The sequence below is a fragment of the Paraburkholderia sp. UYCP14C genome, assembly GCF_004197395.1.
In the GTDB taxonomy this organism is placed as follows: Bacteria; Pseudomonadota; Gammaproteobacteria; order Burkholderiales; family Burkholderiaceae; genus Paraburkholderia.
Window position 1 is genome coordinate 1 of record NZ_SELS01000025.1, and the last position, 21,625, is coordinate 21,625.

Annotated in this window: 22 protein-coding genes; 10 read left to right on the forward strand and 12 right to left on the reverse strand. The window is 64.5% G+C overall.

All coding sequences use genetic code 11. The features are described 5' to 3' along the window. The 4 genes from EVC45_RS45700 to EVC45_RS22580 all read left to right on the forward strand — a co-directional run. The coding region (locus EVC45_RS45700; RefSeq protein WP_168991512.1) for a hypothetical protein at nucleotides 1-515 on the forward strand (515 nt) is incomplete at its 5' end. 128 nt (nucleotides 516-643) lie between these two features. Then, nucleotides 644-1,366: a peptidoglycan recognition family protein gene (locus EVC45_RS22570; protein ID WP_129960460.1), complete on the forward strand. Its 723-nt coding sequence runs from the start codon at nucleotides 644-646 to the stop codon at nucleotides 1,364-1,366. Then, a complete protein-coding gene (locus EVC45_RS22575) occupies nucleotides 1,363-1,677 on the forward strand; it encodes a hypothetical protein (protein WP_129960461.1) in 315 nt (104 codons plus the stop codon). Before EVC45_RS22570 ends, EVC45_RS22575 begins: the two co-directional genes overlap by 4 nt. A 624-nt stretch (nucleotides 1,678-2,301) precedes the next feature. Next, nucleotides 2,302-2,619, forward strand: coding sequence for a hypothetical protein (locus EVC45_RS22580; RefSeq protein ID WP_129960462.1), 318 nt, complete (start codon nucleotides 2,302-2,304; stop codon nucleotides 2,617-2,619). A gap of 236 nt (nucleotides 2,620-2,855) precedes the next feature. On the opposite strand, the gene EVC45_RS22590 is transcribed toward EVC45_RS22580, so the two are convergent. From EVC45_RS22590 to EVC45_RS22600, 3 genes are read right to left on the reverse strand one after another with little or no spacing between them, the layout of a single operon-like run. Continuing rightward, the gene (locus tag EVC45_RS22590; protein ID WP_129960463.1) at nucleotides 2,856-4,238 is read right to left on the reverse strand and encodes a DUF6513 domain-containing protein; all 1,383 of its coding nucleotides are present in this window, start codon (nucleotides 4,236-4,238) and stop codon (nucleotides 2,856-2,858) included. Further along, nucleotides 4,217-4,837: a flavoprotein gene (locus tag EVC45_RS22595; RefSeq protein WP_129960464.1), complete on the reverse strand. Its 621-nt coding sequence runs from the start codon at nucleotides 4,835-4,837 to the stop codon at nucleotides 4,217-4,219. Before EVC45_RS22595 ends, EVC45_RS22590 begins: the two co-directional genes overlap by 22 nt. Further along, the gene (locus tag EVC45_RS22600) at nucleotides 4,834-6,897 is read right to left on the reverse strand and encodes a sigma-54-dependent Fis family transcriptional regulator (RefSeq protein WP_129960465.1); all 2,064 of its coding nucleotides are present in this window, start codon (nucleotides 6,895-6,897) and stop codon (nucleotides 4,834-4,836) included. Before EVC45_RS22600 ends, EVC45_RS22595 begins: the two co-directional genes overlap by 4 nt. 385 nt (nucleotides 6,898-7,282) lie before the next feature. Here EVC45_RS22600 and EVC45_RS22605 point away from each other — a divergent pair, with 385 nt between their 5' ends. Further along, nucleotides 7,283-7,786 carry a dihydroneopterin aldolase gene (locus EVC45_RS22605; RefSeq protein WP_129960466.1) on the forward strand — a complete coding sequence of 168 codons (504 nt, stop codon included), beginning with the start codon at nucleotides 7,283-7,285 and terminating at the stop codon, nucleotides 7,784-7,786. A gap of 135 nt (nucleotides 7,787-7,921) precedes the next feature. Here the strand turns inward: EVC45_RS22605 and EVC45_RS22610 are convergent, their stop codons facing one another. From EVC45_RS22610 to EVC45_RS22650, 9 genes are all read right to left on the reverse strand, one after another. Further along, nucleotides 7,922-8,302 (reverse strand): hypothetical protein, encoded by a 381-nt coding sequence (locus EVC45_RS22610; RefSeq protein WP_129960467.1) that lies wholly within the window; start codon nucleotides 8,300-8,302, stop codon nucleotides 7,922-7,924. A gap of 185 nt (nucleotides 8,303-8,487) precedes the next feature. After that, nucleotides 8,488-8,997: a formaldehyde-activating enzyme gene (gene fae, locus EVC45_RS22615; protein WP_129960468.1), complete on the reverse strand. Its 510-nt coding sequence runs from the start codon at nucleotides 8,995-8,997 to the stop codon at nucleotides 8,488-8,490. 181 nt (nucleotides 8,998-9,178) lie between these two features. Beyond that, the gene (locus tag EVC45_RS22620) at nucleotides 9,179-10,081 is read right to left on the reverse strand and encodes a triphosphoribosyl-dephospho-CoA synthase (protein ID WP_129960469.1); all 903 of its coding nucleotides are present in this window, start codon (nucleotides 10,079-10,081) and stop codon (nucleotides 9,179-9,181) included. Nucleotides 10,082-10,086: 5 nt separating this feature from the next. Then, nucleotides 10,087-11,094 carry a RimK family alpha-L-glutamate ligase gene (locus EVC45_RS22625; protein WP_129960470.1) on the reverse strand — a complete coding sequence of 336 codons (1,008 nt, stop codon included), beginning with the start codon at nucleotides 11,092-11,094 and terminating at the stop codon, nucleotides 10,087-10,089. Further along, nucleotides 11,091-12,131 carry a methenyltetrahydromethanopterin cyclohydrolase gene (gene mch / locus EVC45_RS22630; RefSeq protein ID WP_248295215.1) on the reverse strand — a complete coding sequence of 347 codons (1,041 nt, stop codon included), beginning with the start codon at nucleotides 12,129-12,131 and terminating at the stop codon, nucleotides 11,091-11,093. Before mch ends, EVC45_RS22625 begins: the two co-directional genes overlap by 4 nt. Continuing rightward, nucleotides 12,094-13,317, reverse strand: a complete 1,224-nt coding sequence (locus EVC45_RS22635) for an ATP-grasp domain-containing protein (RefSeq protein ID WP_129960471.1) — start codon at nucleotides 13,315-13,317, stop codon at nucleotides 12,094-12,096. Before EVC45_RS22635 ends, mch begins: the two co-directional genes overlap by 38 nt. Nucleotides 13,318-13,328: 11 nt before the next feature. Next, entirely contained in the window at nucleotides 13,329-14,255 is a 927-nt protein-coding gene (locus tag EVC45_RS22640; RefSeq protein ID WP_129960472.1) for an NAD(P)-dependent methylenetetrahydromethanopterin dehydrogenase, read from the reverse strand. Nucleotides 14,256-14,367: 112 nt separating this feature from the next. Next, a complete protein-coding gene (locus EVC45_RS22645; RefSeq protein ID WP_129960473.1) occupies nucleotides 14,368-15,393 on the reverse strand; it encodes a beta-ribofuranosylaminobenzene 5'-phosphate synthase family protein in 1,026 nt (341 codons plus the stop codon). Between the two features lie 286 nt (nucleotides 15,394-15,679). After that, nucleotides 15,680-16,069, reverse strand: coding sequence for a 4a-hydroxytetrahydrobiopterin dehydratase (locus EVC45_RS22650; RefSeq protein ID WP_129960474.1), 390 nt, complete (start codon nucleotides 16,067-16,069; stop codon nucleotides 15,680-15,682). Between the two features lie 417 nt (nucleotides 16,070-16,486). Between EVC45_RS22650 and EVC45_RS22655 the strand changes: the two genes are divergently transcribed. From EVC45_RS22655 to EVC45_RS22675, 5 genes are all read left to right on the forward strand, one after another. Then, the gene (locus tag EVC45_RS22655; protein WP_129960475.1) at nucleotides 16,487-18,304 is read left to right on the forward strand and encodes a methanol/ethanol family PQQ-dependent dehydrogenase; all 1,818 of its coding nucleotides are present in this window, start codon (nucleotides 16,487-16,489) and stop codon (nucleotides 18,302-18,304) included. 169 nt (nucleotides 18,305-18,473) lie between these two features. Continuing rightward, nucleotides 18,474-18,893, forward strand: a complete 420-nt coding sequence (locus EVC45_RS22660) for a c-type cytochrome (protein WP_129960476.1) — start codon at nucleotides 18,474-18,476, stop codon at nucleotides 18,891-18,893. Nucleotides 18,894-18,924: 31 nt separating this feature from the next. Next, the gene (locus EVC45_RS22665) at nucleotides 18,925-19,836 is read left to right on the forward strand and encodes a substrate-binding domain-containing protein (RefSeq protein WP_168991513.1); all 912 of its coding nucleotides are present in this window, start codon (nucleotides 18,925-18,927) and stop codon (nucleotides 19,834-19,836) included. Further along, complete coding sequence (locus EVC45_RS22670) at nucleotides 19,833-20,603, forward strand: hypothetical protein (protein ID WP_129960478.1); 771 nt, start codon at nucleotides 19,833-19,835, stop codon at nucleotides 20,601-20,603. The genes EVC45_RS22665 and EVC45_RS22670 overlap by 4 nt, the downstream gene beginning before the upstream one ends. A 16-nt stretch (nucleotides 20,604-20,619) precedes the next feature. Beyond that, nucleotides 20,620-21,624: a LysR family transcriptional regulator gene (locus EVC45_RS22675; protein WP_129960479.1), complete on the forward strand. Its 1,005-nt coding sequence runs from the start codon at nucleotides 20,620-20,622 to the stop codon at nucleotides 21,622-21,624. Nucleotide 21,625 lies beyond the last annotated feature (1 nt).

A 21,625-nucleotide genomic window follows, 5' to 3' on the forward strand; every position in this document is an offset into this window, starting at 1 on the left:
TTCCTGATCGCTGGCAAGCTCAACTTCACTTCGATCAACCCGCATACTGCATAACCCATTTGAATTTCAAAAGAGCCAAGATATATGGCACGGGCGAGCGCATGTCCGAAAAGGGGCGGTGTGTAGTCGTTGAGGGTGATCTTGTGCTGTGTCCGTGCAAGAAGAACCGGGTTATCGTTGGTAGCGATCCGGGTATTTTCCTCGAATGTGAGAGTAGTTCTGGGGCGGTAGCGAGAGCTGCATCCGATAGAAGCCACGCAGCAGCGCTTCAGCCCAAGATTGCTCTACAGGAGCAGCCGAATCACACTCAGCGAGTATTTGTTTGGGACAGTTCAACTGGCATGCCGCTTGCCGACCAGAGATGGATTGCCGATGTCGGCGGTGTGCAGCAAAGTGGCACGACAGATGGTGGCGGCTACGCAACTATCGAGACCAAAGGCGCGAAATCTTTCAAGTTGCATGTGGTCTTTAATGCTCCAAAACGCAGGCTCAAGCCAAATACAAGCGACCTTTAATTGTTGGCGAAGACATGAGAAGGTGTCGCGTTACGCCTTGGTAAAACGAATCGTGTGAAATCGTTTATTTTGCACGTCGTTTCTTCGTCACTCAAGCGAGATCTAAAGCCCGATCAAAGGATTTATGAATGGTCGATTACACGATTGAACACTGGACGACTGGTCAAACCGATCTCAATGGCGAAAATTCATTGGCCATCTCAATTTCGATTAACAATCGAGCTGCTACCAGGCAGGCTATTATTAATCATGTCAGACAAAGCGGAATGAACTTCATCGAACGGTCCAACTGGGCGGCACATAAAAACCGATCTCAGCGAATGCGTGACGACTGGGACTACACTAAAATAGCGATTCACCATGCGGGGCGAAGTTTTAATTGCGGTCCCGCTGCGCTACAGTTGCAGGACATTCAAGACATGCAAATGAACCGTGGTGTTGACGCAATGGACGACATTGGATACCACTATGCGCTAGATTGCTTTGGCAATGTGTTTGAAGGAAGGGGCATTCGCTTCAAAGGCGAGAACGTTAGCCATTACAACACGGGCGTGATTGGTATAGTCTTGCTGGAAAATCTGTCCAGTTCAGATGAAGGGTATGATAGCGTTACAGCGATAAGAAAATTCCTGCATAGAATGGGATTCGATCCGACTCCATCTGTTCCGGAAATACAGCGCCAGTCAATCGCGAAATTCATCAACATCTTATGTGATTTTTTTCACATTAACACTCTTGGCGGGCATCGCGAGTTTCCGGGGCAGTCGGGAGAGGGGAAAATTTGCCCCGGAAATGTTGGGCTTACATTGGTTGGTGAACTTCGTAAGACGACCGGGTTAAGTGCGCCATGAGGTCCATTCGTATTTTACTTTTTGTGTTTCTAAGCGCTGCGCTTGTGCTGGCTTTCCTTTATACAGGCTATGTCAAAACCTATCTCGATGAGGAAACGCAAACAACATTTTTTATCAAGCAGTTACCCACATTTCGCGTCCAGTTTCATGATCCTTTCGCTAATGAAGCCGATGATGTTGATGTGGGTAAGCTGCCCGAGAAAGAAAGGCGAATGTTTGCGGACTACTGCAAATATCGATTTGGAATTGCAAATGACGACACAGAATCGTTGGAGAGATGCAAGAAACGAGTTCCATCATATCTTAAGTGAATGGAGCGCGATCGCGCGCGAGGGCTGGCATATCCAGGCAATGTTGGCATGGAAGTCGTGGAATCATTTCGGAAAAAACTAGGCTTATCTGCTCCGGGGAAATGAAATGGAATTATCGAGAAGGTCGTTGATAACGTAAGTTCGCGACTGAAGATGGGATTGCAGCAGCTGGCAACGTAGCTGCAAGTTGATGGTAGCCGGTGGATGGGGCGCGCCTACTTTACCTTCGATGTATTCAAACCATCGCCAATCGCCTTCGGTCGTCCAGTCTAAACGGACCGGATCACTCCAGAAATTCCCTCGCTCCGTCGAGAAGTAATTTGTTTCAATATAGAAAAACCACTCATCGCTGCAGGGCGCCGCCGTTGGTGGGTTGGGGATGTGGGTGTTAATTGCGAATGGTAGGAAAGCTAAAAATGTTGGCACTCCGATTAATACTTTGTATCTACGCCGCATGCTGGACTTCCATCGTGGTTCGTGAATTTATCTTAGCATGAAGATGAGGCTAGTTGTTATTTGAGACAAGTTTCATGAACTATCCTACGCTTCGATTTATCGTGCTTCACGGCGCTGCGCTTTTGTTTCTGGTCACACATGCAAGCAGAGCCGGGGAGATAAGACAAGATGAAGGTTAAGGTTGTTGTCGCGATATCAATAACGATTGCAGTTTCATTGTCGCTTTGGGTCATGTATATCGGCTATTTCGAGTCATATATTGACCATGATCAGCATCAAGTTTATTTTGTCAAAAAATTTCCGACTTTCCAGCGTGAATTTGTTAATCCATTCGCGAACGAAGGTGACGACAAGCAGATCGACGAGTTATCGCCCTACATCCGAAGAAGCTTTGCCGACTATTGCAAGTACGCGTACGGAATAACGCACAGCGACACGAAGTCGCTCGAACACTGCAAGGCGCAGATTCTCCGCGAGGTTCAGTGATTTGAACTCAAACACTGCGAATGCATGCTGAGGTCCCAATGATTCGCCTTGGTAGTTGATTCGGACAGGTGTAGGTACGACCACTTCTGGCCGGCTGTCCGAGCCGTATGTGACAGGGCTCCGAGCCATTTTGGAGCGAGCGATCGCGCACTGGCGATTCGCGGCATGCGCGGCGAACTGGCTACGCTCGACGAACACTCGCGCAAGGTCGCCATGCACAGATGACGCCGCGTTTTTCAGCGCTTCTTCATCGTCTCGCCCGGCGCACACCACACTTTGAGATCTTCCTCGGGCCGGTCGACCGCGCAGCCCCAGTCGAGCGGCTGGTCCTGATCGAAGCGCTTGCCGAGCCGCCATGCGATCTCGGCGCGCGCAAGCTGCACGCCCATATAGAACGCGTGGCCGCCGTCGGTTTCCAGGTTCAACTGCGGGTACAGCGTGAACGGATCGTCACCGCGTCGATGGCCGTCGCGGTTGTACACGTGAATGCCGTCGTCGCTGATCTGCACGCGGAAATTCGGGTCCCGCACGCCGCGCGCGAATTCGTCGATTTCTTCGGCGCTGTACGGAAACGGGCGTTTCGCATGGACCGTCGCGAGTTCGCCGCTGATGCCCTTCGGCAGCACCTGCGCATCGCGCGCGGCATGCATCACGCGACGCGCGACATCGGCTTCGCGCAGCGCGCGCCGCGCATGCAGACTCACCGACGTCGTCAGCACCGCGCCAACGTGCAATTCGGCCGCCATGCCGAGCAGCACCGCGTTGATGCCGCTCGTGTCGGCCTCGGTCAGTTCGGTCACGTTGCCGATGCCCATCATGATCGCGATGTCGGGATAGCGCTCGCGCAAGCGCACATAGCGCGCAATCGACGCGGCCAGCCCGAACGGAATCGGATCGAGAATCGGATCGGCGAGAAACGCGCGGCCGCGTGCCGTCAGCGCTTCAATCGCGCTGTCGAGCGAGGCTGGGTCGCCCGGTTCGCGCGCGACGAGGATCGGCGTCGACGGCACTTCATCGGCGATCCACAGCGTGTCGAGGTTCAGGCTCATCAGATAGTCGGCGCCCGCGCGGCCGCCGCGCAGCAACTCGTCGTCGCGCATCGAATCGACGCTGACGCGATAGCCTTCGGCCTTCAGCCGCCGCACCGCGTCTTCGAGATGCGGAAACGCCGTGTCCGGCAGACAGCCTATGTCGATCACGTCCGCGCCCTGGGCCGCATACTCGCGCGCCCTTGCCGCGATGCCGTCGAGGTCGAGCCGCGGCGCGTCGACGATCTCCGCGAAAATCTCCGTGTCGTAGCGGCTTAGATCGAACGGCTTCGCCTTGTGGCCGAAGAACTGCGGCAAGTCCTTCACCTCGTCGGGGCCGCGCTCGAACGGCACGCCATAGTGTTTTCTCAACGCATCGAGATCGCCGCGGCAGCGGCCCGGCACGATCACGCGCTGCGCCGCGAGCGGCGCGGGTACGCGGCGCTGGATCAGCTCGGCGGTCATCAACGCGGCGACCTGCAGACCGATTTCACGCACCTCCCAGCTGAACGGCGTCGGCGCCATGCCGTCCAGCACGCGCCGCAGGCTCGGTTCGGCAAGCCGGCCGGTCAGGAAGAGGAGGTGGTCCATGCGAGAGCGAGGGTCGCGAGGCGTTGGGCGAGCGCCGCTTCGAGTTCGTCGAGCGAGCGCACGAGCGTCGTGTATTCGAAGCGCGCCAGACGCTCGACGTTGTCGAGTTCGATCGCCCGTGGCCGCAGTTCGACCCATTCGTCCGGGCTATGCGTGATCACGCTCGGTTCGGTGTCGCACGCAAACACGATGCCGGGGATGCATTGCTTGCCGGCCTGCGCGTACATGTTGGTCGGCAGCGTATCGGAGATGCCGTACGCGCATTTGGCGACGGTGTTGCTGGTGGCGGGCGCGATCACGACCGTGTGATAGACGCCGTGATACAGCATGCCGACCGGCACGCCGCTCGCGCTGTTGTCGCGCAGCACGCGAAACTGTTCGCGCAGCTTGTCGAGCGACCAGCCATAGAGCGGCAGCACTTCCTCGGCCGCCGCGGACAGAAACAGATCGACGCGCGGCAAGCGCCGCGCGAGCGCGATCGATTCTTCAAGCATGTGACCGGAGCCGGTCACGCACCACGCGAAGCGCGCATCCGGCTTGAAGTTGGCGAGATCGCGGGCGGCCTGGTGCGCTGACTCGGTGGGGGACGACTGGGTCATGCGTCGAGATCGAGCGGCATGCCGTCCGGCGGCGAGCCTTCGTGCGACAGCCGGATGTGCAGCCGGCGCATCTTGCGGTACAGCGTGTTGCGGCTGATGCCGAGCGCTTTCGCGACGTTGCTGACGTTCCAGCGATGCTCGTCGAGCAGCGACAGCACCGTGTCGCGCTCGTTCAGCTGGATCGCGTTCAGCGAAGAAATGTCCGCTTCGTCGGCGAGATGCCCGTCTATGTCCGCGCTCGCCAGCCGCAGCGCGGTCGGCATGTCGACCGCCGACATGCGTTGCGTGACCTCGGGCGGCAGATGCTCGCAGCGGATCGGCTCACCGTCGGACAGCGCGATCGCCATCTGCAACACGTGACGCAGCTGACGGATGTTGCCGGGCCACGCATAGGTGAGCAGCGCGTGTTCGGCTTCCGCCGTCAGATCGGGCGGATCGTCGGTTTCGTTGGCGAGCAGATGATGGATCAGCGGCAGCTTGTCGACGCGCTCGCGCAGCGCCGGCAGATTCAGCTCGACGCCTTTGAGCCGGTAGTACAGGTCCTCGCGGAACTGGCCGCTCTGCACGAGTTCGAGCAGATTGCGGTGGCTCGCGCTGATCAGCTGGAAATTGACCTTGACGGTGGTCTCGGCGCCGAGCGGCGTAACCTCGTGTTCCTCGATCACGCGCAGCAGGCGCGCCTGCAGCACGAGCGGCATGTCGCCGATCTCGTCGAGAAACAGGGTGCCGCCGTTGGCCTGCACGATCTTGCCGCGCCGTCCTTCGCGCTGCGCGCCGGTAAACGCGCCCGCGCGATAGCCGAACAGCTCGCTCTCGATCAGGTTCTCCGGCAGCGACGCGCAGTTGACCGGCACGAACGGACCGTCGGCGTGCGGGCTGATGCTATGCAGCGCCTGCGCGAAGACTTCCTTGCCGGTGCCGGTCTGGCCGCGCAGCACGATCGGAATCTTGCGCTGGATCACGCGCGCGGCCAGTTGGATCTGCGAGGCCATGCGCGGGTCGCCGAATTCGAGGTGGGCGATCTCGTCGAGCTTCGGCACCGGTGGGTGCTTCTCGTGTTTCTCGTGTTTTTCGGCGGTGTTGCCGCGCAGCGCGGAGTCGCTGACGAGCACGCGGGTCACGCGCCCGGTCGCGTTCTGCGGCGTCTGCGCGACGAGGAAAAAGCGGTTCGTCGCATTTGCGCTGTAGACGGTGACCGGATGGAACGAGCCGCGAATGCTGCGCGCGATCATGTCTTCGAGCGACGCGTTGAACGCTTCCTCGATGCGCCGGCCGCGCAGCTCGCTCAACGAGCGGAAGCCGAGCTGGAACAGCGCGCTGCGATTCGCGGCGAGCACGGTGCTGTCGTCGCCGACCGCGAGCTTGCCGCCGTGCAGCGTGCCGACGAATTCCGGGCGGCTGTGGAAATGGATCATGTTGGCGTGCCGGTAGCGCGCATCGAGCAGACGGTTTTCGATCATCTGCCGCGACATGCCGACCAGCACCAGCGAGTGCTGCTGCAGCAGCTTCGAGCGGCTCGTGACGTCGAGCACGCCGGCGATTTCGCCGCCGTCGTCGAAGATCGGCGCGGCCGAGCAGGTGAGCGACGTATAGCGCGGATAGAAATGCTCGTGCTGACAGACGGCGATGCAGTCGCGCTCCGCGAGACAGGTGCCCATGCCGTTGGTGCCGGCTTCGCGTTCGCTCCACAGCGCGCCGACGCGAAAGCCGTCGCCGGCGACCGCCTCGGCGAACGGCACGGACGACACCTGATGCACGATCACGCCGCCCGAATCGACGAGCACGACCGCGAGTTCCGGGTCGGCCAGTTGCTGATAGAGCGTGGTCATCTCGAGCTTCGAACACGCGATCAGATCGCCGAGTGCCTCACGGCGGGCGCTGAGTTCGTACTCGGTCAGCACCGGTGGCGGGACGAAACGCGCGGGATCCAGCTGGAATTCGTTGATGCAGCGCGTCCACGATTGAGCGACGCATTCGCTTGTCGGCCGCGTGGTCAACTGATGGTTGACGACGTTCAGAACTTCCCGGACGTGCGTATTGCTGTCAGCGAGCAACGACATGGGATTTGTCTCCGTTGCGTCATTTCGGAAGCGTGACTGCTTCGCACGCCGCGAATGCCGCTTTATCAAGCCTGTCTGCCCTCGGTGCGGCGTAATCTCGGTTCGCCTGCGCCCTCGCGACCGGCCCTGCTACCAGGCGGGTATTTAAAACAATACGCCCGATGCCAGATTGGTTCAACAGAAAGTCACACTGGGTTTACCTCACCGTGCCCGAAATTTGCTTTTCTCGATGCGCGACGCGTTAAACGGTTTGCATGTTGCATGCCTGTGGCAGCTTCGGCACAGAGTGTGCCGCGGGTCGTTCAGTTCTACTGTTCTACTGTTCTATCGTTCCGCTCTTCATACAGGCTAGTCAACCTTGGGCCGCGCCGCGGCGGAGACCATCATGGATCGTATCGATACTGTTCGCCTTGCCGCATTTTCCAGTCTCGGCGCCAATTCCTCGAATGCGGGCGGGCTGCCCGAGCGCCTCGACATCGTATTCATCGAGAACTTCATCGGTCAGACGGTCATCGGAATCGATAGCAGCGAGCAGCATGTTGCGCAACCGGTGCGTGTGAATCTGGCCATCGGCGTGCCTGCGATCCGCGCGTGCACGACGGACCGGATCGAAGATACGGTCAACTATGCGGCGGTGCGCGAGGCGCTGCTCGCGCTATTCGCGTCGCATCGCGTGCGGCTGCTGGAGGCGCTCGCCGAGACCATCGCGCAACTGCTGATCGCCGACTTCGGCGCGCACTGGGTGCGCGTGTCGCTCGCGAAGCCGGCCAAATTTGCCGATCTCGCGGCCGTCGGCGTGCAGATCGAGCGGCGTCGCGGCGATGGCTCGGCGGCCGCCGTGGGCCTCGCGCGTTACGCGTCGCTGGGCGAGGGGCTGGTGCCGAATTGAGCGGGGCGCGTAGCCGGGCACGCCTAGTGGGGGGCGCGTAGCTGGGCACGCCTAGCCGGGCGCGCCTAGCCGGGCGCGCCTAGCCGGGCACGCCTACCGGCACGCCCCGCACACCCAGCGCGCTCCAGACACCGCTCATTTCGCCACGGTCGAGGTTTTCTGCGGACCGAGTCCGCACGCCTGATACGCGCTCGTTTGCAGCGCACGGAACCGTTTGGTTTCCGCCTTCGCATGATCGACGCGGAATTCCGCGCCGCCTTCGCCGCCTAGCGTCGCGTACTTCGAGAAGGTCGACTGGTCGACGAATTCGTCGTACGGCAGCGAGGTGGCCATCTTGTCGATCACGCACGAGCACTTGTAGACGTTTGCGAAATCGTGGCCGTTATCGTCCATGCAACTGAGCACGTATTCGACGCGGCCCTCGGTCGGATAGTTGTAGCCGCCGTCCGCCCACGCGAGCGGCGCGGCGAGCACGAGCGAGGTAAAGGCGAGAAGCGCGCGACATCGGTTGTTCATTGAATGCCTCTGCGAGAGCATTGAACCTGCTTCACGAACCGCGATTCGAGGTGCATGCCTTGCGGCCGCGAGGCGACGGGATGCGCGAGGAGGCGGGGCCGGCCATGACGCCGCGAATCGCATGGCGATAAGCATCGCGGACGACACCGCTGAGGGCGCCGCGTCTCCTGCGCTGGCACGCGCCGTCAGTTCGGAGCGAACGGGTGCGCGACGGTGCCTTTCTTCGATACTACTTCAGCCGCGCTCGGTTCGCCGCTGACCGCGCGCTTGATCGCCTCGCGGGTCGCCTGATAGTTGAACTGCTGGATCTTCTTGTCGTCCTCGGCCTGCCAGTGGATGAAGACGCCGACGCAGACGAACAGATCGTCGGCCTCGTCCGCGGGAATCGTGCCGTCCTCGACGCTGTCGGCCACCGCGAGCGCGACCGCATGTTGAGCCGGGCCGAACATCTGCACCGCCTGCTTGGCGCCTTTGATCGTCACCTTGTTGAACAGGATCGTATTGGGCTTCGTGATGAGATTCGGGGCGACGACGGCGAGTAGCGACGTGAAGCCGTCCTTGTTGTTGGTGAGGGCGTTGCAGAACGCGGTCTCCGCAGCCGAACCTCGCGGTCCGATCAGCAAGTCGATGTGCGCGACCTCGTTGCCGTCGCCGACTAGCGACTCACCGATCATGACGCGGTTGATCTTGGCCATTCTGTTCCTCCAATGAGTAGGTATGGACCTGCTGACGAGGCGCCGCCCGCGATCGTCCAGACAAGCATCGCGAGAGCGGTGCGGATGCACGGCGGTACTAACTAACAGGTTCCGTGCCAGTTGCGGCTGCAAGCGCGCCCGCGCGCCTCGCGAGCGCGTTTTCAGTCCATACGATTCAGGGTTAACCGCGCCCTTCGATACAGCGCGCGATGAACAGCGTGGCCACCGCGAGGTCCGCACTGGTGCCGGGATTGATCGCGCGTGCCTTCAATTCGGCATCCCAGGCATCGAGCTGCGGATCGCTCGCCGGGCGGCGCGCCGCGAGCGGGGTTTGGCGCCAGCGCGCGTGCTCCTCACGTGCCACGAGCGTGACACTCTGCGCCAGCGCGAGCCCGTGCTTGCGCACAATGTGAGAGTCGGGCCAGCCGCCGAGGAACGCGAGAAACACGTTGAGCATCGCGATTTCGTTAGCGGTTTCGGGCGCTGCTTCGTGCGCCTGCGCCGAGGCTTCCCGGTACGCCGCGAGGCCGGTGTCGAACAGGTCCGCGAAACCGTTCGCGTACTGCCGCGCGATGCTGTCTCGCTCACTGGCGAGCCGCATCGCGTCGCGCAGGCCGATCGTCGGCGGCGCGTGGACCGATTGCTCGGGTGCGTCGCCGAGGCCGCCCGGATTGGCGAGCGCGATCGCGCGGTAGGCCAGGCGCGCGTCTTCGACGTCGAGCCGGCTCAGCACGTCGCCGGCGGCGGCGCGCCACGCTTGCGCCGACATCGGCTGGTCGCCGGCTTCGTCGAGGGCCGCGGCGAGCGGCGCGACCAGCAGCACGATGCCGAGATTCGTATTGCAACCGACGGCCGCGCGCGTGCGCGTGACCGCGTCGAGAATGCGTTGCCCGACGCGGGCGCCGCGTGCGAATAGCGCATCGAGCGACGCGTCCGCGCTGGCCAGGAACTGTGCCGCCTGCATGCCGTGCCCGGGGCTGCGGGTGCTGACGTTGCCGGGTTTCGGCGTGGTGACGTCGAGCGCGCAGGCTTCGAGGAAGGCCGCACGCGCGCGCTCGACGGGAATCGCATGAGCGTCGGGCATCGCGGTCAAGCCCGGCGCTGTGGAGACTGCTTCGGCAACCCGTCGCTATCGGCTTGCTCGGCTTGCTGGTTCGCACGCCGTTGCGCCGCGAGCTTGCGATCGAGCAGATCGTCGACCAGCGCCGCCGCGACGTCGAGCGGCACGACCGACTGCAAGCCGCGCCACGCGGCCACGCCGTTGACTTCGAGCACGAGCGGCAGCGCGGCGTCGTCGGCGGGGTCGGGATTCGGGATCAGGTCGACGCCCGCGTAATCGAGTCCGAGCGCGGCGGTTGCGCGCACTGCCGTCTGCGCGAGCGGAACCGTCAGTTCGGCGGGCTCGCAGCGTGCGCCTTGCGCGACGTTGTGAATCCAGCCTTTGCCGCCGCTGCGCCGCATCGCCGCCACCGCGTTGCCGCCGATCACCAGCACGCGCCAGTCGAAACCGGACCGGCCTCCGGCGACGAAGCGCTGCAGATAAGCGACCTGCCGGTAACGCGCAAGCGACGGCAACGGCGCCAGCAACCCGCCGCGCGCACCGAGCCGCTTGAGCCCGTGGCCTTGCGAACCGAACAGCGGCTTGAGCACGACCTGACGGCCGGCGGCCGCTTCGCGCATCAGTACGCGTTGCGCGAAGGCGGCGGATTCGCCGGCCCACGTCGCCGGTGTCGGCACGCCGGCGCGATGCAGCAGGAAGCTCGTCATCGATTTGTCGACGCTGCGCTCGATCGCGCGCGCATCGTTGTAGACCGGCACGCCCGACTCGCGCAGCGCGTGCAGGATACCCAGGCGCAGCGTCACCTGCTCGAAGGTGCCGCCGGCGATGCCGCGCACGAACACCGCGTCCGGCAGCGCGCGGCCGAAGCCCGGGATCACGAGGCCGTGCGGCAGCCACGTGGTGTCGATGCGGCAATCCGCGAGATCGACGCAGCGCGCTTCGGCGCCGCGCGCGCGGAACGCTCTTTTCAGCCGGCCGGTGTGCCAGCCGGTTTCGTCGGTCATGATCGCGATGCGCAGGTTTGGCGTAGTCATCATCGCGCGACGGACTCGCCGCCCCACTGATTGCGCAGCAGGCCGGCGTCGAGGCGGCCGCCATGATAGGTCGCGCCGCTTTCGAGGCTGCTGACCCACACCTCGGCGGGCGCGAACAGCGCGGGATCGATCTGATAGAAGTCGAAGTTGACGGCGGTGAACACGTCCGCGAACGGCCGGCCGTAGTCGCGCGAATTGGCGGAGGGGAGGCTGTCGGCGAGACGCTGTGCGATCTCGTCGTGCTGAACGGTCAGATGCACGCGGCCGCCGTACAGGATCGCGTCGTTGGTGCGGCCCATCGCCTGAATGCCGTCGGGCGCGGGCGGCGGCAGCGGCGCCGAGCCCGTGCCCGCGACGATCTCGTCGAGCGGCACGCCGAGCACGTGCACCTTGTGCAGCGCAACTTCGACGACGCGAGCCACCACCTGTACCGTTCCCGCGACAGAGTGTGTCGGCGTGACGATCACCGTCAGGTGGTCGGGCGCGAGGCCGCAATCGTGCAGCACCTTGTCGATCACGACCTGCGGCGGCAGGCGATCCACTTCGAGCACCAGCGCGCCGCGTTCGTGGCGGTCGCGATAGCCGAGTTCGTCGAATAGCGGCTCCTTGACCGCGAGCGCGCGCGCCGGTCCCGAGCCGAGCGAAAAGAATTTCTTGCCGCCGGTCTGCTCCTTGGTCGCCGACAGGCTCCAGCCCGCGTACTGGCTGCCGAGACAGGCGAGCACCGGCGACGAGGTGCTGACCTCGAGCATCGTCGGCCACAGCGGCGCGGCGTCGAAGTTCGCGCGCACCGCGACGCGGCCGAGACCGCCCATGCAGATCCGCGCGATCAGCACGCCCGCGTCGAGACTGCCGCGCGCGTCGACGCCGGCGTCCGCGATCACGGTGCCGCCGGGCGTGCGCGTGAGCGCGACGCCGAGGTGCGCCGCCTGCTCGACGAGCCGTGCGACGAGGCGCTCTGAAAGCGCGTTCACGCTCGGCAGCGCGGCGGGCGGGGAAGTCTCAGCTGTGGGCGTGGAGGCAGGCATGGTCGGGTTCATCGCAGGTTTCGATTCGTTGGACGACGCGTTCGTGCTGCGCGTCGAGCGCGCTGCGCACCGCGTCCGCCGATGCCGCTCGCACGTGCAGCGTGCAGACCGGCTGCCCGACGTCGATGCGGGTGCCCGGCATCGGCACGTCGCGGCATTGCGGATCGCGCAGGCAGGCGTCGGAGAACGCCGCCGACACGTTGAACGGCCGCTGCGCGAACAGCACCCGCTGGCCGGCGCGCCAGCGCGGCGCGCGGGCGAGCGCGAGGCTCACGGCCGACGGCGCGTGTCCGTGCCGGCACGCGTCGAGGTGGCAGGCGAGCAGGCCGGCTGGCCATGCATCGGGCGACGCGGTTTCGTAGAGCGCCATCGTCGACGAAGGGCGCGGGTTGATTTCGAGCACGTTGAACGAAGTGCCGTCGGACAGGAAGTCGCAGCTGTTGATGCCGACCAGACCGGTGCGTGCGCAGAGCGCGTCGAGTGCAAGCTGCGCGTGCGCGACGAGCGTGGGCGGCAACTCGATCGGCCCGATCGAGCCCGCATGCACGAAGCGCAGATCGCCGATCACGCAGGTGAGTTGTTCGGCGAAGCCGAGCAGATGCGCGCGGCCGTGCACGCCGATGAAAAGCGCCGACAGCGAGCGGCCGTGACCGATGCGCTGGAAGTAGCCGTGCGCGCAGTCGCTCGTTGAATCGACCGTGTCGGCGGCTCGGATATGCGTACCGCCGCAGCCATCCGCGTGCTTGAACAGCCAGCCGTCGGGCGTCGCGGGCGGCTCGAACGACACAGCCGGATGCGCGATCCGCAACGCGTCGAGCAGCGCGAAGAAGCGCCGCGGCTCGCGCACGGCCGCGATCGTTTCGGCACCGTTGCCGAGAAAGCGCGGCAAGCCGGGCTCCCGGCACAAGTCCAGCATCAAAGGTTCGAGCCCGCTGCCACCGATCCAGCCAAGCAAACCCGGCAGGCGCGCGACACGCGCAAGCGCATCGACGAGCCGCGCCCGATCGATCGCGAGCGCGCCATCGCCGCGGCCGATATCGAACCACAGTTCGGCGGCCTCGCGCGTGTCGCGGTCGCCGAAGATATCGAGCGCGGCGACGTGCAGGCCGGCGCGCGCCGCGGACTGCGCGAGCCAGCGCGCGGACAAGCCGGCGGCCGCGACGAACGGCGCCTGCGTGAGCGGCCGGTGCGGCTTCACGATGGCTGCTCTCAGCCGAGACCGGCCGCGACCGCGCGGGCCTCGTCGTAGGCTTGCGGGAAGCCGAGGTAGACCGGCTTGCCGCCCGTGCGCATGCGCATGAACAGGCGATGCTCGACCTGATACTTGACGTTGCCGATCGCCAGCGCGCCGATGCCGACCGCGCCCGCGTTCGGCACGCCGTCGATCGGCTTGCCGTCGTTCATCACGTTCACGCCGGCGATGCCTTCGGGCGGCACCGCGTTGACATCGGCGGCAACCAGCAGGCGTTTCGCATGCGCGAGGTCGTCGCTGCCGACCACCTGCACGCCCGCGAGCGCGGTCGCGAGCACGATTTCCGCGTCGGCGAGCGCGCCGCGCAGCTCGTCGGGTGTCGTGGTGCCGATGCCGTTGGTGAAGATGCCGAAGCGCTGGTTGAGTTCGGCCGAGGCGCCGAGCGCGCGATCGCGGTTGGTGTGGCTCGCGATCGTCACGTCGGCGCCGCGCGACGCGGCGATCGCCGCCGCGATGCGCCCGACCGCGCCGGCGCCGCCGAGAATCAGCACGCGCTTGCCGCCCAGCTCGACGCCGTGCTGTTTGCCCAGGTGCCGCTCGACCAGCGCGACGAGCGCGGCCGCGGTCGTGTACGAGCCGCTCGGGTCGGCGAACACCGAGACTTCGAACGGCGGCACCATCGCTTTGCGCGCGGTATCGAGCATGTCGGCCGCCTGCATCACGTCGCGTCCGCCGATGAAGATACCGGTGCGCGACACCCCTTTCGGGCCGCGCGAGAAGATCGCGTCCTGGGTCAGATTCGCGACCATCCCCGCTTCGACGTTGCAGTACGGCACGATGACCTGATAGCCGGCATCGGCGGCCATGTTGACGTCGAACGGACTCATCTGCGGCGTGGCCGTGAGCATGTGCAGGATGTAGGGCCTTTCAATGGTTTCTGACATGGCGGGGGCTCGTTTCAGTGGCAATCCTGGGGACGGCGCAAGCTCAGGCCGCGCCTTTGGCAAGCGGCGGCCTGAGCGGCGACCTGAGCGGCGACCTGAGCGGGGCCGCGCATCATGCGGCGTCGATGTGCGGCGCGCGCATCTCGGCACCGCTGATCGCCGCGCCGCTATTGCGGCCCGCGACGACGCTGCATTCGATATGCGGCAGCGCGCTCGCGACGGCGCGTGCGGTCTCGAGCGCGCGCTCGGCCTCGCGCGCGCTCGCGAGCACCGCGAAGCCCGTCGGGCCCCACGAGGTCTGGCCGATGCCGGCGGTGCGTTCGGCGGCGACCGCGCGCAACACGCGCTCGACGTCGGGGCTCGCGAACACGCCGCCTTGCGCGCTCGCGAAATATTCTCCGATGGTCTGCTGCAGCTCGGTCAGGCCGTGCGCGAACGGCGCAAAGTTATGTTCGGCGGCGCCGGGCAGAATCTGCATCAGCACCAGATGGCATAGATGCGCGGCGAGCTGCCGCGGAAACGGCGCGAGCGACGCTAGCGCGCCGCGTTCCTCGGCACCGTGCAAGCCCTCGCGGCTGTTGTCGCTGACCAGCAGCACGCGCCACTGTTGCGGAAACGGCTGGCGCGACAGCAGCGGCGGCATGCTCTGGCGCAGATCGCCGGGCGGCCCGCCATCGAGCAGCAGGCCGCCGTACTCGAAGCCGAGTATGCCGATGCCGGAGCGCGCGCCGCGCCCGAGCAGGCTGGCGAGCTCGGCGCTCGTCGCCGGCTGGCCGACGAGGTGTGCGAACGCGGTGCCCACGGCGAGCGCCAGTTGCGTGCCGGAACCGAGGCCGGTGTGCGCGCGCGGCGCCGCCAGCACGTCGATCGCGAGTGTCGCCGGTCCATAGGCAGCCTGCAGCCGCGCAAGACTCACTGCGATCCGCTCGCGCTCGGCCTCGCTCGCCACGCCGCCGATCTGCTCGCGTTCGGCGAGCCGCGCTTCGAGCCGCGTGCCGTGCGTATCGATGACGAGCCCCAGGCTGCCGAACGCACGCCCGAGCGACGCGTTCGGATCGAGAAAGCCCAGATGCAGCCGCGCGGGCGCATCGATCGTGATGGGGGCGCGTGGCGGCAGGCGACGAAGCTGAAGCGGCATCTCGAGTGTCCTCAGGTGTCCTTGCGGGTGCGCGCGACTGCGTTCGGCCGCGCAGCGTCCGCAAGCGTCGCGTCGCGGGTTCCAGCGGCAGTGCGCCCGGCGACCTCAAGCGAAAGCCGTACCAGGCGCGCGGAACGGCTCCCGCCGCGGGTTCGGCCCGCTGACACCACTAAACGGGCGCGTCGCGCCGGACGCGATTTCGCGGCTGCATGGACGCTGTGTGACGCCGAAGGCGCACTGTGTCACGCGCTGTTTCATGCGGCGAGAGCCGGCCGCGTCAACTGCCTTACGCGGGTTTGGGCGCGTCGTACTTGATATAGCGGAAGCGCTGATCGTCGGCCGGCGTGCCTTCGAGCGGGCCGTCCTCGAGGCCGGGCTGCCAGTGGACCACCGATTCGATCTTGGTCGCGAGCGCGAAGTCCTTGTCGGTGATGCCCTTCGCGCTGTGCGTTTTCAGCTTCACGGTCACGAACGCGTACGAGACCGTCAGATCCGGGTGGTGCCACGCGGCTTCCGCGAGATGGCCCACGGTGTTGACCACCATCAGCGTTCCCTTCCAGCCCTCGGTGCGGTATTTGCGCCGCAGCCAGCCATCTTCCAGATACCAGTGCTGCAGCGGACCGACGAGACGCTGCTGGATCTCTTCGTCGGTATAGACGTGCTCGGTGTTTGCCATGGCGGTTGCTCCTCGAATGCGCGAATCGTTCGCCGAACGAAGCATCGTTGCTGATGACAGGCCCATGCTGCGGCGCGTGATTCGCAATGGACACGATTCGTATCACGCAAGTGACACAGTATGTGCCGCATCGCGTGACGCAACCCCTTCAGCTTACCGCCGTGCAAGCTTCGGCGTGCAACCCCCGAGCGCCGCGACAGGTCGCGCGAGCCGGGTCGCCGGGCCCGGGCGGGCAATCGCGGCACCGTTATCGCTATTCCGGCATGAAATATGCGTCGGCCGTTCATGCGTCGCGAAGCCTGACATTGAATCGGGATAGGGCGTTAATCGTTACCTGCACTCGAGAAGGCGCGCACGATGCGATGAGGTAGCGTGGGTCATTCGTGAGTTGAACAGCAGGACAATTCTGGAGGAGACATGAACTTACGCACTGTAGTTCTTGGGCTCGCGATCCTCGCATCCGCAGCCTTTGGTTCTCTGGCTGCGCAGGCCGATTCGCAGCTCGACGGACTGATGAAAAACCCATCCAACTGGGCGGCCCAGGCGGGCGATTATGCGAATCACCGATACAGCCCGCTCAAGCAGATCAACGCGAACAACGTCGGCAAACTGCAGGTCGCATGGACCATGTCGACCGGCGTACTACGCGGCCATGAAGGCGCGCCGCTCGTGATCGGCGACACGATGTATATCCACTCCCCGTTCCCGAACAAGGTGATTGCAGTCAACCTGAAGGATCAGACCTTCCTCTGGCAGTATCTGCCGAAGCAGGACGAGCAGGTCGTCTCCGTGATGTGCTGCGACACCGTCAATCGCGGTCTCGCTTACGGCGACGGCAAGATCTTCCTGCAGCAGGCCGATACCAAGCTCGTCGCGCTGAACGCGAAGACGGGCGAGGTCGTGTGGACCGCGCAGAACGGCAATCCGAAAGCCGGCGAAACCAACACCAACGCGCCGCACGTATTCGGCGACAAGGTGCTGACCGGTATCTCGGGCGGCGAGTTCGGCGTGCGCGGGCGTCTGATCGCGTACGACATCAAGACCGGCAAACCGGCCTGGACCGCGTACAGCACGGGCCCCGACAACGAAATGCTGCTCGACCCGCAAAAGACGATGACCTACTCCAACGGCCAGATGGTGCCGGTGGGCGCGGATTCGTCGCTGAAGTCGTGGAAGGGCGATCAGTGGAAGCTCGGCGGTGGCACCACGTGGGGCTGGTATGCGTGGGATCCAAAGCTCAACCTTGTCTACTACGGTACCGGCAATCCGGGCACATGGAACCCGACGCAACGTCCGGGCGACAACAAATGGTCGATGTCGATCTTCGCGCGCGATCTGAATACCGGCATGGCCAAATGGGTCTACCAGATGACGCCGCACGACGAATGGGACTATGACGGCGTCAACGAAATGATCCTGTCCGATCTGCCGATCAACGGCAAGACCGTGCCCGCGATCGTGCACTTCGACCGTAACGGCTTCGGCTATACGCTCAATCGCGAAACCGGCCAGTTGCTGGTCGCCCAGAAGTACGACCCGGCGGTGAACTGGGCCGACCGCGTCGATCTGCAAAGCGGCCTGCCGATTCGCAACGCGGCGTACTCGACGCAGGCGGCCGGGGCCGATCACAACGTGAAGGGCATCTGCCCGGCGGCGCTCGGTTCGAAGGACCAGCAACCGGCGGCGTTCGATCCGAACTCGAAGCTGTTCCTCGTGCCGACCAACCACGTCTGTATGGACTACGAGCCGTTCGAGGTCGACTACGTGTCGGGGCAGCCGTATGTCGGCGCCACGCTGTCGATGTATCCGGGCCCGAACGAGAACAATGCGATGGGCAACTTTATCGCGTGGGATGCGGCCAAGGGCAAGATCGTCTACTCGAAGCCGGAGCGGTTCTCGGTGTGGTCGGGCGTGCTGGCGACCGCAGGCGGCATCGCGTTCTACGGCACGCTGGAAGGCTACATCAAGGCGGTGCGCATCTCGGACGGCAAGGAACTGTGGCGCTTCAAGACGCCGTCGGGAATCATCGGCAACGTCTTCACGTATGAGTATCAGGGCAAGCAGTTCGTCGGCGTGTACTCGGGCATCGGCGGCTGGGCCGGCATCGGCATGGCGGCAGGTCTCGAGAAGCCGACCGAAGGCCTGGGCGCGGTCGGCGGCTATAAAGATCTCGCGAAGTACACCGCACTGGGCGGCACGCTGTTCGTGTTCGCCATTCCCAGCGAAAAGAGCTGAAGCAACGGCTGAAATGAACGGCTGAACGAGCGGGGCGGCCTGGACCAAAGACGGTCGCCCCATCAGCCTCGCGAGGCCGGTGAATCGAATCACCCCCAACCGCGCCCGTTCGTGGATGCGTCGACGAGGCGCATCGGGGCGCGGCTTATCCCCAGATGGAGACATGTGCATGAAAGGCCGATCTATCCTGTTGCTCACCGTGTTGCCCGCAGCGCTGGTCGTGCTGCCCGTCGGTTACGCGCAGAACAATCCTTCGATTGCGCAGGTCGCGTACAAGGTAGTCGACGGTGACAAGGTCGACACCAATACGCTGCAGGGCTGGAAGACGTGGCGCGCGCTCGCTTGCGAACGCTGCCACGGCGCGCAGCAGCAGGGCATGGTCGGGCCGTCGCTGATCGATGCGTTCAAGACGCTGGATAAGACCGAGTTTCATCGCACGGTGTTCGGCGGCCGGGTGGAAAAGGGCATGCCCGATTTCAGCTCGAGCCCGATGATGCAGAAGAACTGGGAAAATCTCTACGCGTATCTGAAAGGACGCTCCGATGGACAGATCAAGCCGGGCGATCTGCATGCCATCGACTCGAATTAACGCCGCGCCGTCACTCCTCCGGAGGCTCATGATGCGTGATAAGAGAAGCATGTCCGTGCATGTCAGCGTGATCGCCGCCGCGTTGTGCGGCGCGGCCTTCGCGAGCGCCGCGGTCCGGGCGGACGGCCCCGCGCTGCCGAACAACGACGGCGCGGACGGCGTGCTCAGGGTGTGCGCGGACCCGAACAACATGCCGTTGTCCAACGACAAGGGCGAGGGCTACGAGAACCGCATCGCGGCCCAGATGGCGAGCGACTTCGGCTACAAGCTCGAATACACGTACTTTCCGCAGCGCATGGGCTTCGTGCGCCACACCTTGCGCGAGAAGGCGGAGGGCAGCGACCGCTATCGCTGCGACCTGATCATCGGCGTGCCGAAGGGCTATGACATGACGTCGACGACGCAGCCCTATCTGCGCTCGACCTACGCGATGGTGCTGCCGAACCGCCCCGAGTTCGCGAGCATCAAGACGCCCGACGACCTGCTCAAGCTGCCGCCCGATCAACTGCACAAGCTGCGCTTCGGCATCTTTTCGCAAACCCCGGCGGTGGACTGGCTGCTCGGCCATAACCTGATCGACCAGGCGGTGTCGTACCAGGTGCAGAACGGCGACCCCGCCATGTACCCAGGCCAGATGATCGAACACGACCTGCGCGCGGGCAACGTCGACGTGGTGTTCCTGTGGGGGCCGATCGCCGGCTACTTCGCGAAACGCGCGGGCGACTCGGTCAGGCTCGTGCCCTTCCCGCCAGGGCCCGGCATCCGCTTCGACTACACGATTTCGATGGGCGTGCGCTACGGCGAGAAGGACTGGAAGGACAAGGTGGATCAATGGATCGGCGCGAATCACGACAAGATCGACGGCATTCTCGCGACCTACCAGGTGCCGATGCTCAAACCGGTCGACGCGCCGGCAGCCAAACCTGGCGACGCCTCGCAATGACGCGCGCGCGCGGCGCGTGGCTGCGCGCGGCACGCACCGCGCTGCTGGGGACGCTGTGGGTGCTGTGCCTCGCGCCGCTTGCCGCGCGTGCGGCGAGTCCGGCGTCGGCGCCGGGCGGCGACGAGATCACGCCGGCCGAGCGGCTGATTTTTCTGACCGATCATCTGCACGGCGTCGCCGCGCAGACCGAGCTCGACTACGCGCTGATCGATTCGGAACAGTCGTCGCGCAGCGCCGATGTCGTCAAGGTGCTGGTGCTGAGCGAGAACAACGCGAAAGGCGACGCGCAGGTGTCCGACCATAGCGGCAGCGTGAACCTGCCGATCGGCGGCCTGCAGTGCAATCCGGCGATCATCTATTTTCTCGAACACGACATCGCGGAGATGCAGGGGCTCACCGGCGGGCAGCGCCGCTATTTCCAGCAGCGTCTGCGTCTCGCGCTCGCCGCCGGGCCGCAGATCGAGAGCGTGCCGAGCGAGATCGGCGGCAAGCCGCTCAGCGCGCGGCGCATCGTCGTGCAGCCTTATCTGAACGATCCGAACGCGGCGCGCTTCGCGCAATACACGGGCAAGCGCTACACGTTCCTGCTCGCCGACGGCGTGCCGGGCGAGGTCGTGCAGATCCGCACCGACGTGCCGGGCCCCAACAACGACTTTGCGCATCCGGCGCATACCGAGTCGTTGAGCTTTCAATCCGCGCTGAACAAGTTGCCGTCGGGCAAGGCGCCGGCGACGAAGCCGTCGAATACGCCGCGGGCGAGCCGCTGAGTTGCTGAGAGTTCCAATGCAGAACGCGAGCTTCGCGACGAACCGGGTCAAGCTGAATTTCGTTCGCACGCTGACCCTGCGGCAGTTGCAGATCTTCGTCGTCGCGAGCCGCTATACGAGTTTCGCGCGCGCGGCAGAGGAACTGCATCTGACGCAGCCGGCGGTGTCGATGCAGATTCATCAGCTCGAAGACGCGGTCGGCCTGCGGCTGTTCGAGCGGGTCGCGCGCAAGCTCACGCTGACCGAAGCGGGCGAGGTGCTGACCCATCACGCGAGCCGCATTCTCGGTGAAATCAAGGACACGGAAGACGCGATGATGTCGCTGAAGCAGGCCGACAGCGGCTCGATCAACGTCGGCATCGTCAGTTCGGCGACCTACTTCGCGCCGAAACTGCTGGCGATGTACTCGCATCTGTATCCGAAGGTCGACGTGCACTTCTCGGTCGGCAATCGCGACGCGCTGCTGCGTCTGTTGCAGGACAACGCGATCGATCTCGCGATCATGGGGCGCCCGCCGCCCGAACTCGATACGACGGCCGAGCCGCTCGCGAGTCATCCCCAGGTGGTGATCGCGCCGGTGACTCATCCGCTGTGCGGCGCGCGCCGCTTCGATCTGCAGGAGTTGTGCAACGACACCTTCCTGCTGCGCGAGCCGGGCTCGGGTACGCGCATGGCCGCCGAGGCGATGTTCCGGCAGCATCTGTTCACCCCGGTGAAAACCGTCACGCTCGGCAGCAACGAAACGATCAAGCAGGCGGTGATGGCGGGCATGGGCGTGAGTCTGATCTCGCTGCATACGTTGCAGCTGGAGTTGCGCACCGGTGAGATCGCGCTGCTAGACGTGAACGGCACGCCGATCGAACGCACGTGGCAGATCGTGCATCTGCGCTCGAAGCAGCTTTCGCCGACCAGCATGATGTTCCGGCAGTTTCTGCTCGAGCATGCGGCGGTGCATCTGGAGCAGGAATATGCGCAGTTCGCGGGGGTGTTTGCGAAGCCGCCGGTCGGCGCGGAGCGCTAGC

Excerpts from the sequence above, each read along its gene's own strand:
- EVC45_RS22600 (WP_129960465.1), bottom strand. The coding sequence starts at position 6,897 with ATGTCGTTGCTCGCTGACAGCAATACGCACGTCCGGGAAGTTCTGAAC.
- EVC45_RS22645 (WP_129960473.1), bottom strand. The coding sequence starts at position 15,393 with ATGCCGCTTCAGCTTCGTCGCCTGCCGCCACGCGCCCCCATCACGATC.
- EVC45_RS22610 (WP_129960467.1), bottom strand. The coding sequence starts at position 8,302 with ATGAACAACCGATGTCGCGCGCTTCTCGCCTTTACCTCGCTCGTGCTC.
- EVC45_RS22575 (WP_129960461.1), top strand. The coding sequence starts at position 1,363 with ATGAGGTCCATTCGTATTTTACTTTTTGTGTTTCTAAGCGCTGCGCTT.
- fae (WP_129960468.1), bottom strand. The coding sequence starts at position 8,997 with ATGGCCAAGATCAACCGCGTCATGATCGGTGAGTCGCTAGTCGGCGAC.
- EVC45_RS22660 (WP_129960476.1), top strand. The coding sequence starts at position 18,474 with ATGAAAGGCCGATCTATCCTGTTGCTCACCGTGTTGCCCGCAGCGCTG.
- EVC45_RS22620 (WP_129960469.1), bottom strand. The coding sequence starts at position 10,081 with ATGCCCGACGCTCATGCGATTCCCGTCGAGCGCGCGCGTGCGGCCTTC.
- EVC45_RS22670 (WP_129960478.1), top strand. The coding sequence starts at position 19,833 with ATGACGCGCGCGCGCGGCGCGTGGCTGCGCGCGGCACGCACCGCGCTG.
- EVC45_RS22590 (WP_129960463.1), bottom strand. The coding sequence starts at position 4,238 with ATGGACCACCTCCTCTTCCTGACCGGCCGGCTTGCCGAACCGAGCCTG.
- EVC45_RS22640 (WP_129960472.1), bottom strand. The coding sequence starts at position 14,255 with ATGTCAGAAACCATTGAAAGGCCCTACATCCTGCACATGCTCACGGCC.
- EVC45_RS22650 (WP_129960474.1), bottom strand. The coding sequence starts at position 16,069 with ATGGCAAACACCGAGCACGTCTATACCGACGAAGAGATCCAGCAGCGT.
- EVC45_RS22655 (WP_129960475.1), top strand. The coding sequence starts at position 16,487 with ATGAACTTACGCACTGTAGTTCTTGGGCTCGCGATCCTCGCATCCGCA.
- EVC45_RS22665 (WP_168991513.1), top strand. The coding sequence starts at position 18,925 with ATGCGTGATAAGAGAAGCATGTCCGTGCATGTCAGCGTGATCGCCGCC.
- EVC45_RS22605 (WP_129960466.1), top strand. The coding sequence starts at position 7,283 with ATGGATCGTATCGATACTGTTCGCCTTGCCGCATTTTCCAGTCTCGGC.
- mch (WP_248295215.1), bottom strand. The coding sequence starts at position 12,131 with ATGAACCCGACCATGCCTGCCTCCACGCCCACAGCTGAGACTTCCCCG.
- EVC45_RS22570 (WP_129960460.1), top strand. The coding sequence starts at position 644 with ATGGTCGATTACACGATTGAACACTGGACGACTGGTCAAACCGATCTC.
- EVC45_RS22675 (WP_129960479.1), top strand. The coding sequence starts at position 20,620 with ATGCAGAACGCGAGCTTCGCGACGAACCGGGTCAAGCTGAATTTCGTT.
- EVC45_RS22580 (WP_129960462.1), top strand. The coding sequence starts at position 2,302 with ATGAAGGTTAAGGTTGTTGTCGCGATATCAATAACGATTGCAGTTTCA.
- EVC45_RS22595 (WP_129960464.1), bottom strand. The coding sequence starts at position 4,837 with ATGACCCAGTCGTCCCCCACCGAGTCAGCGCACCAGGCCGCCCGCGAT.
- EVC45_RS22625 (WP_129960470.1), bottom strand. The coding sequence starts at position 11,094 with ATGATGACTACGCCAAACCTGCGCATCGCGATCATGACCGACGAAACC.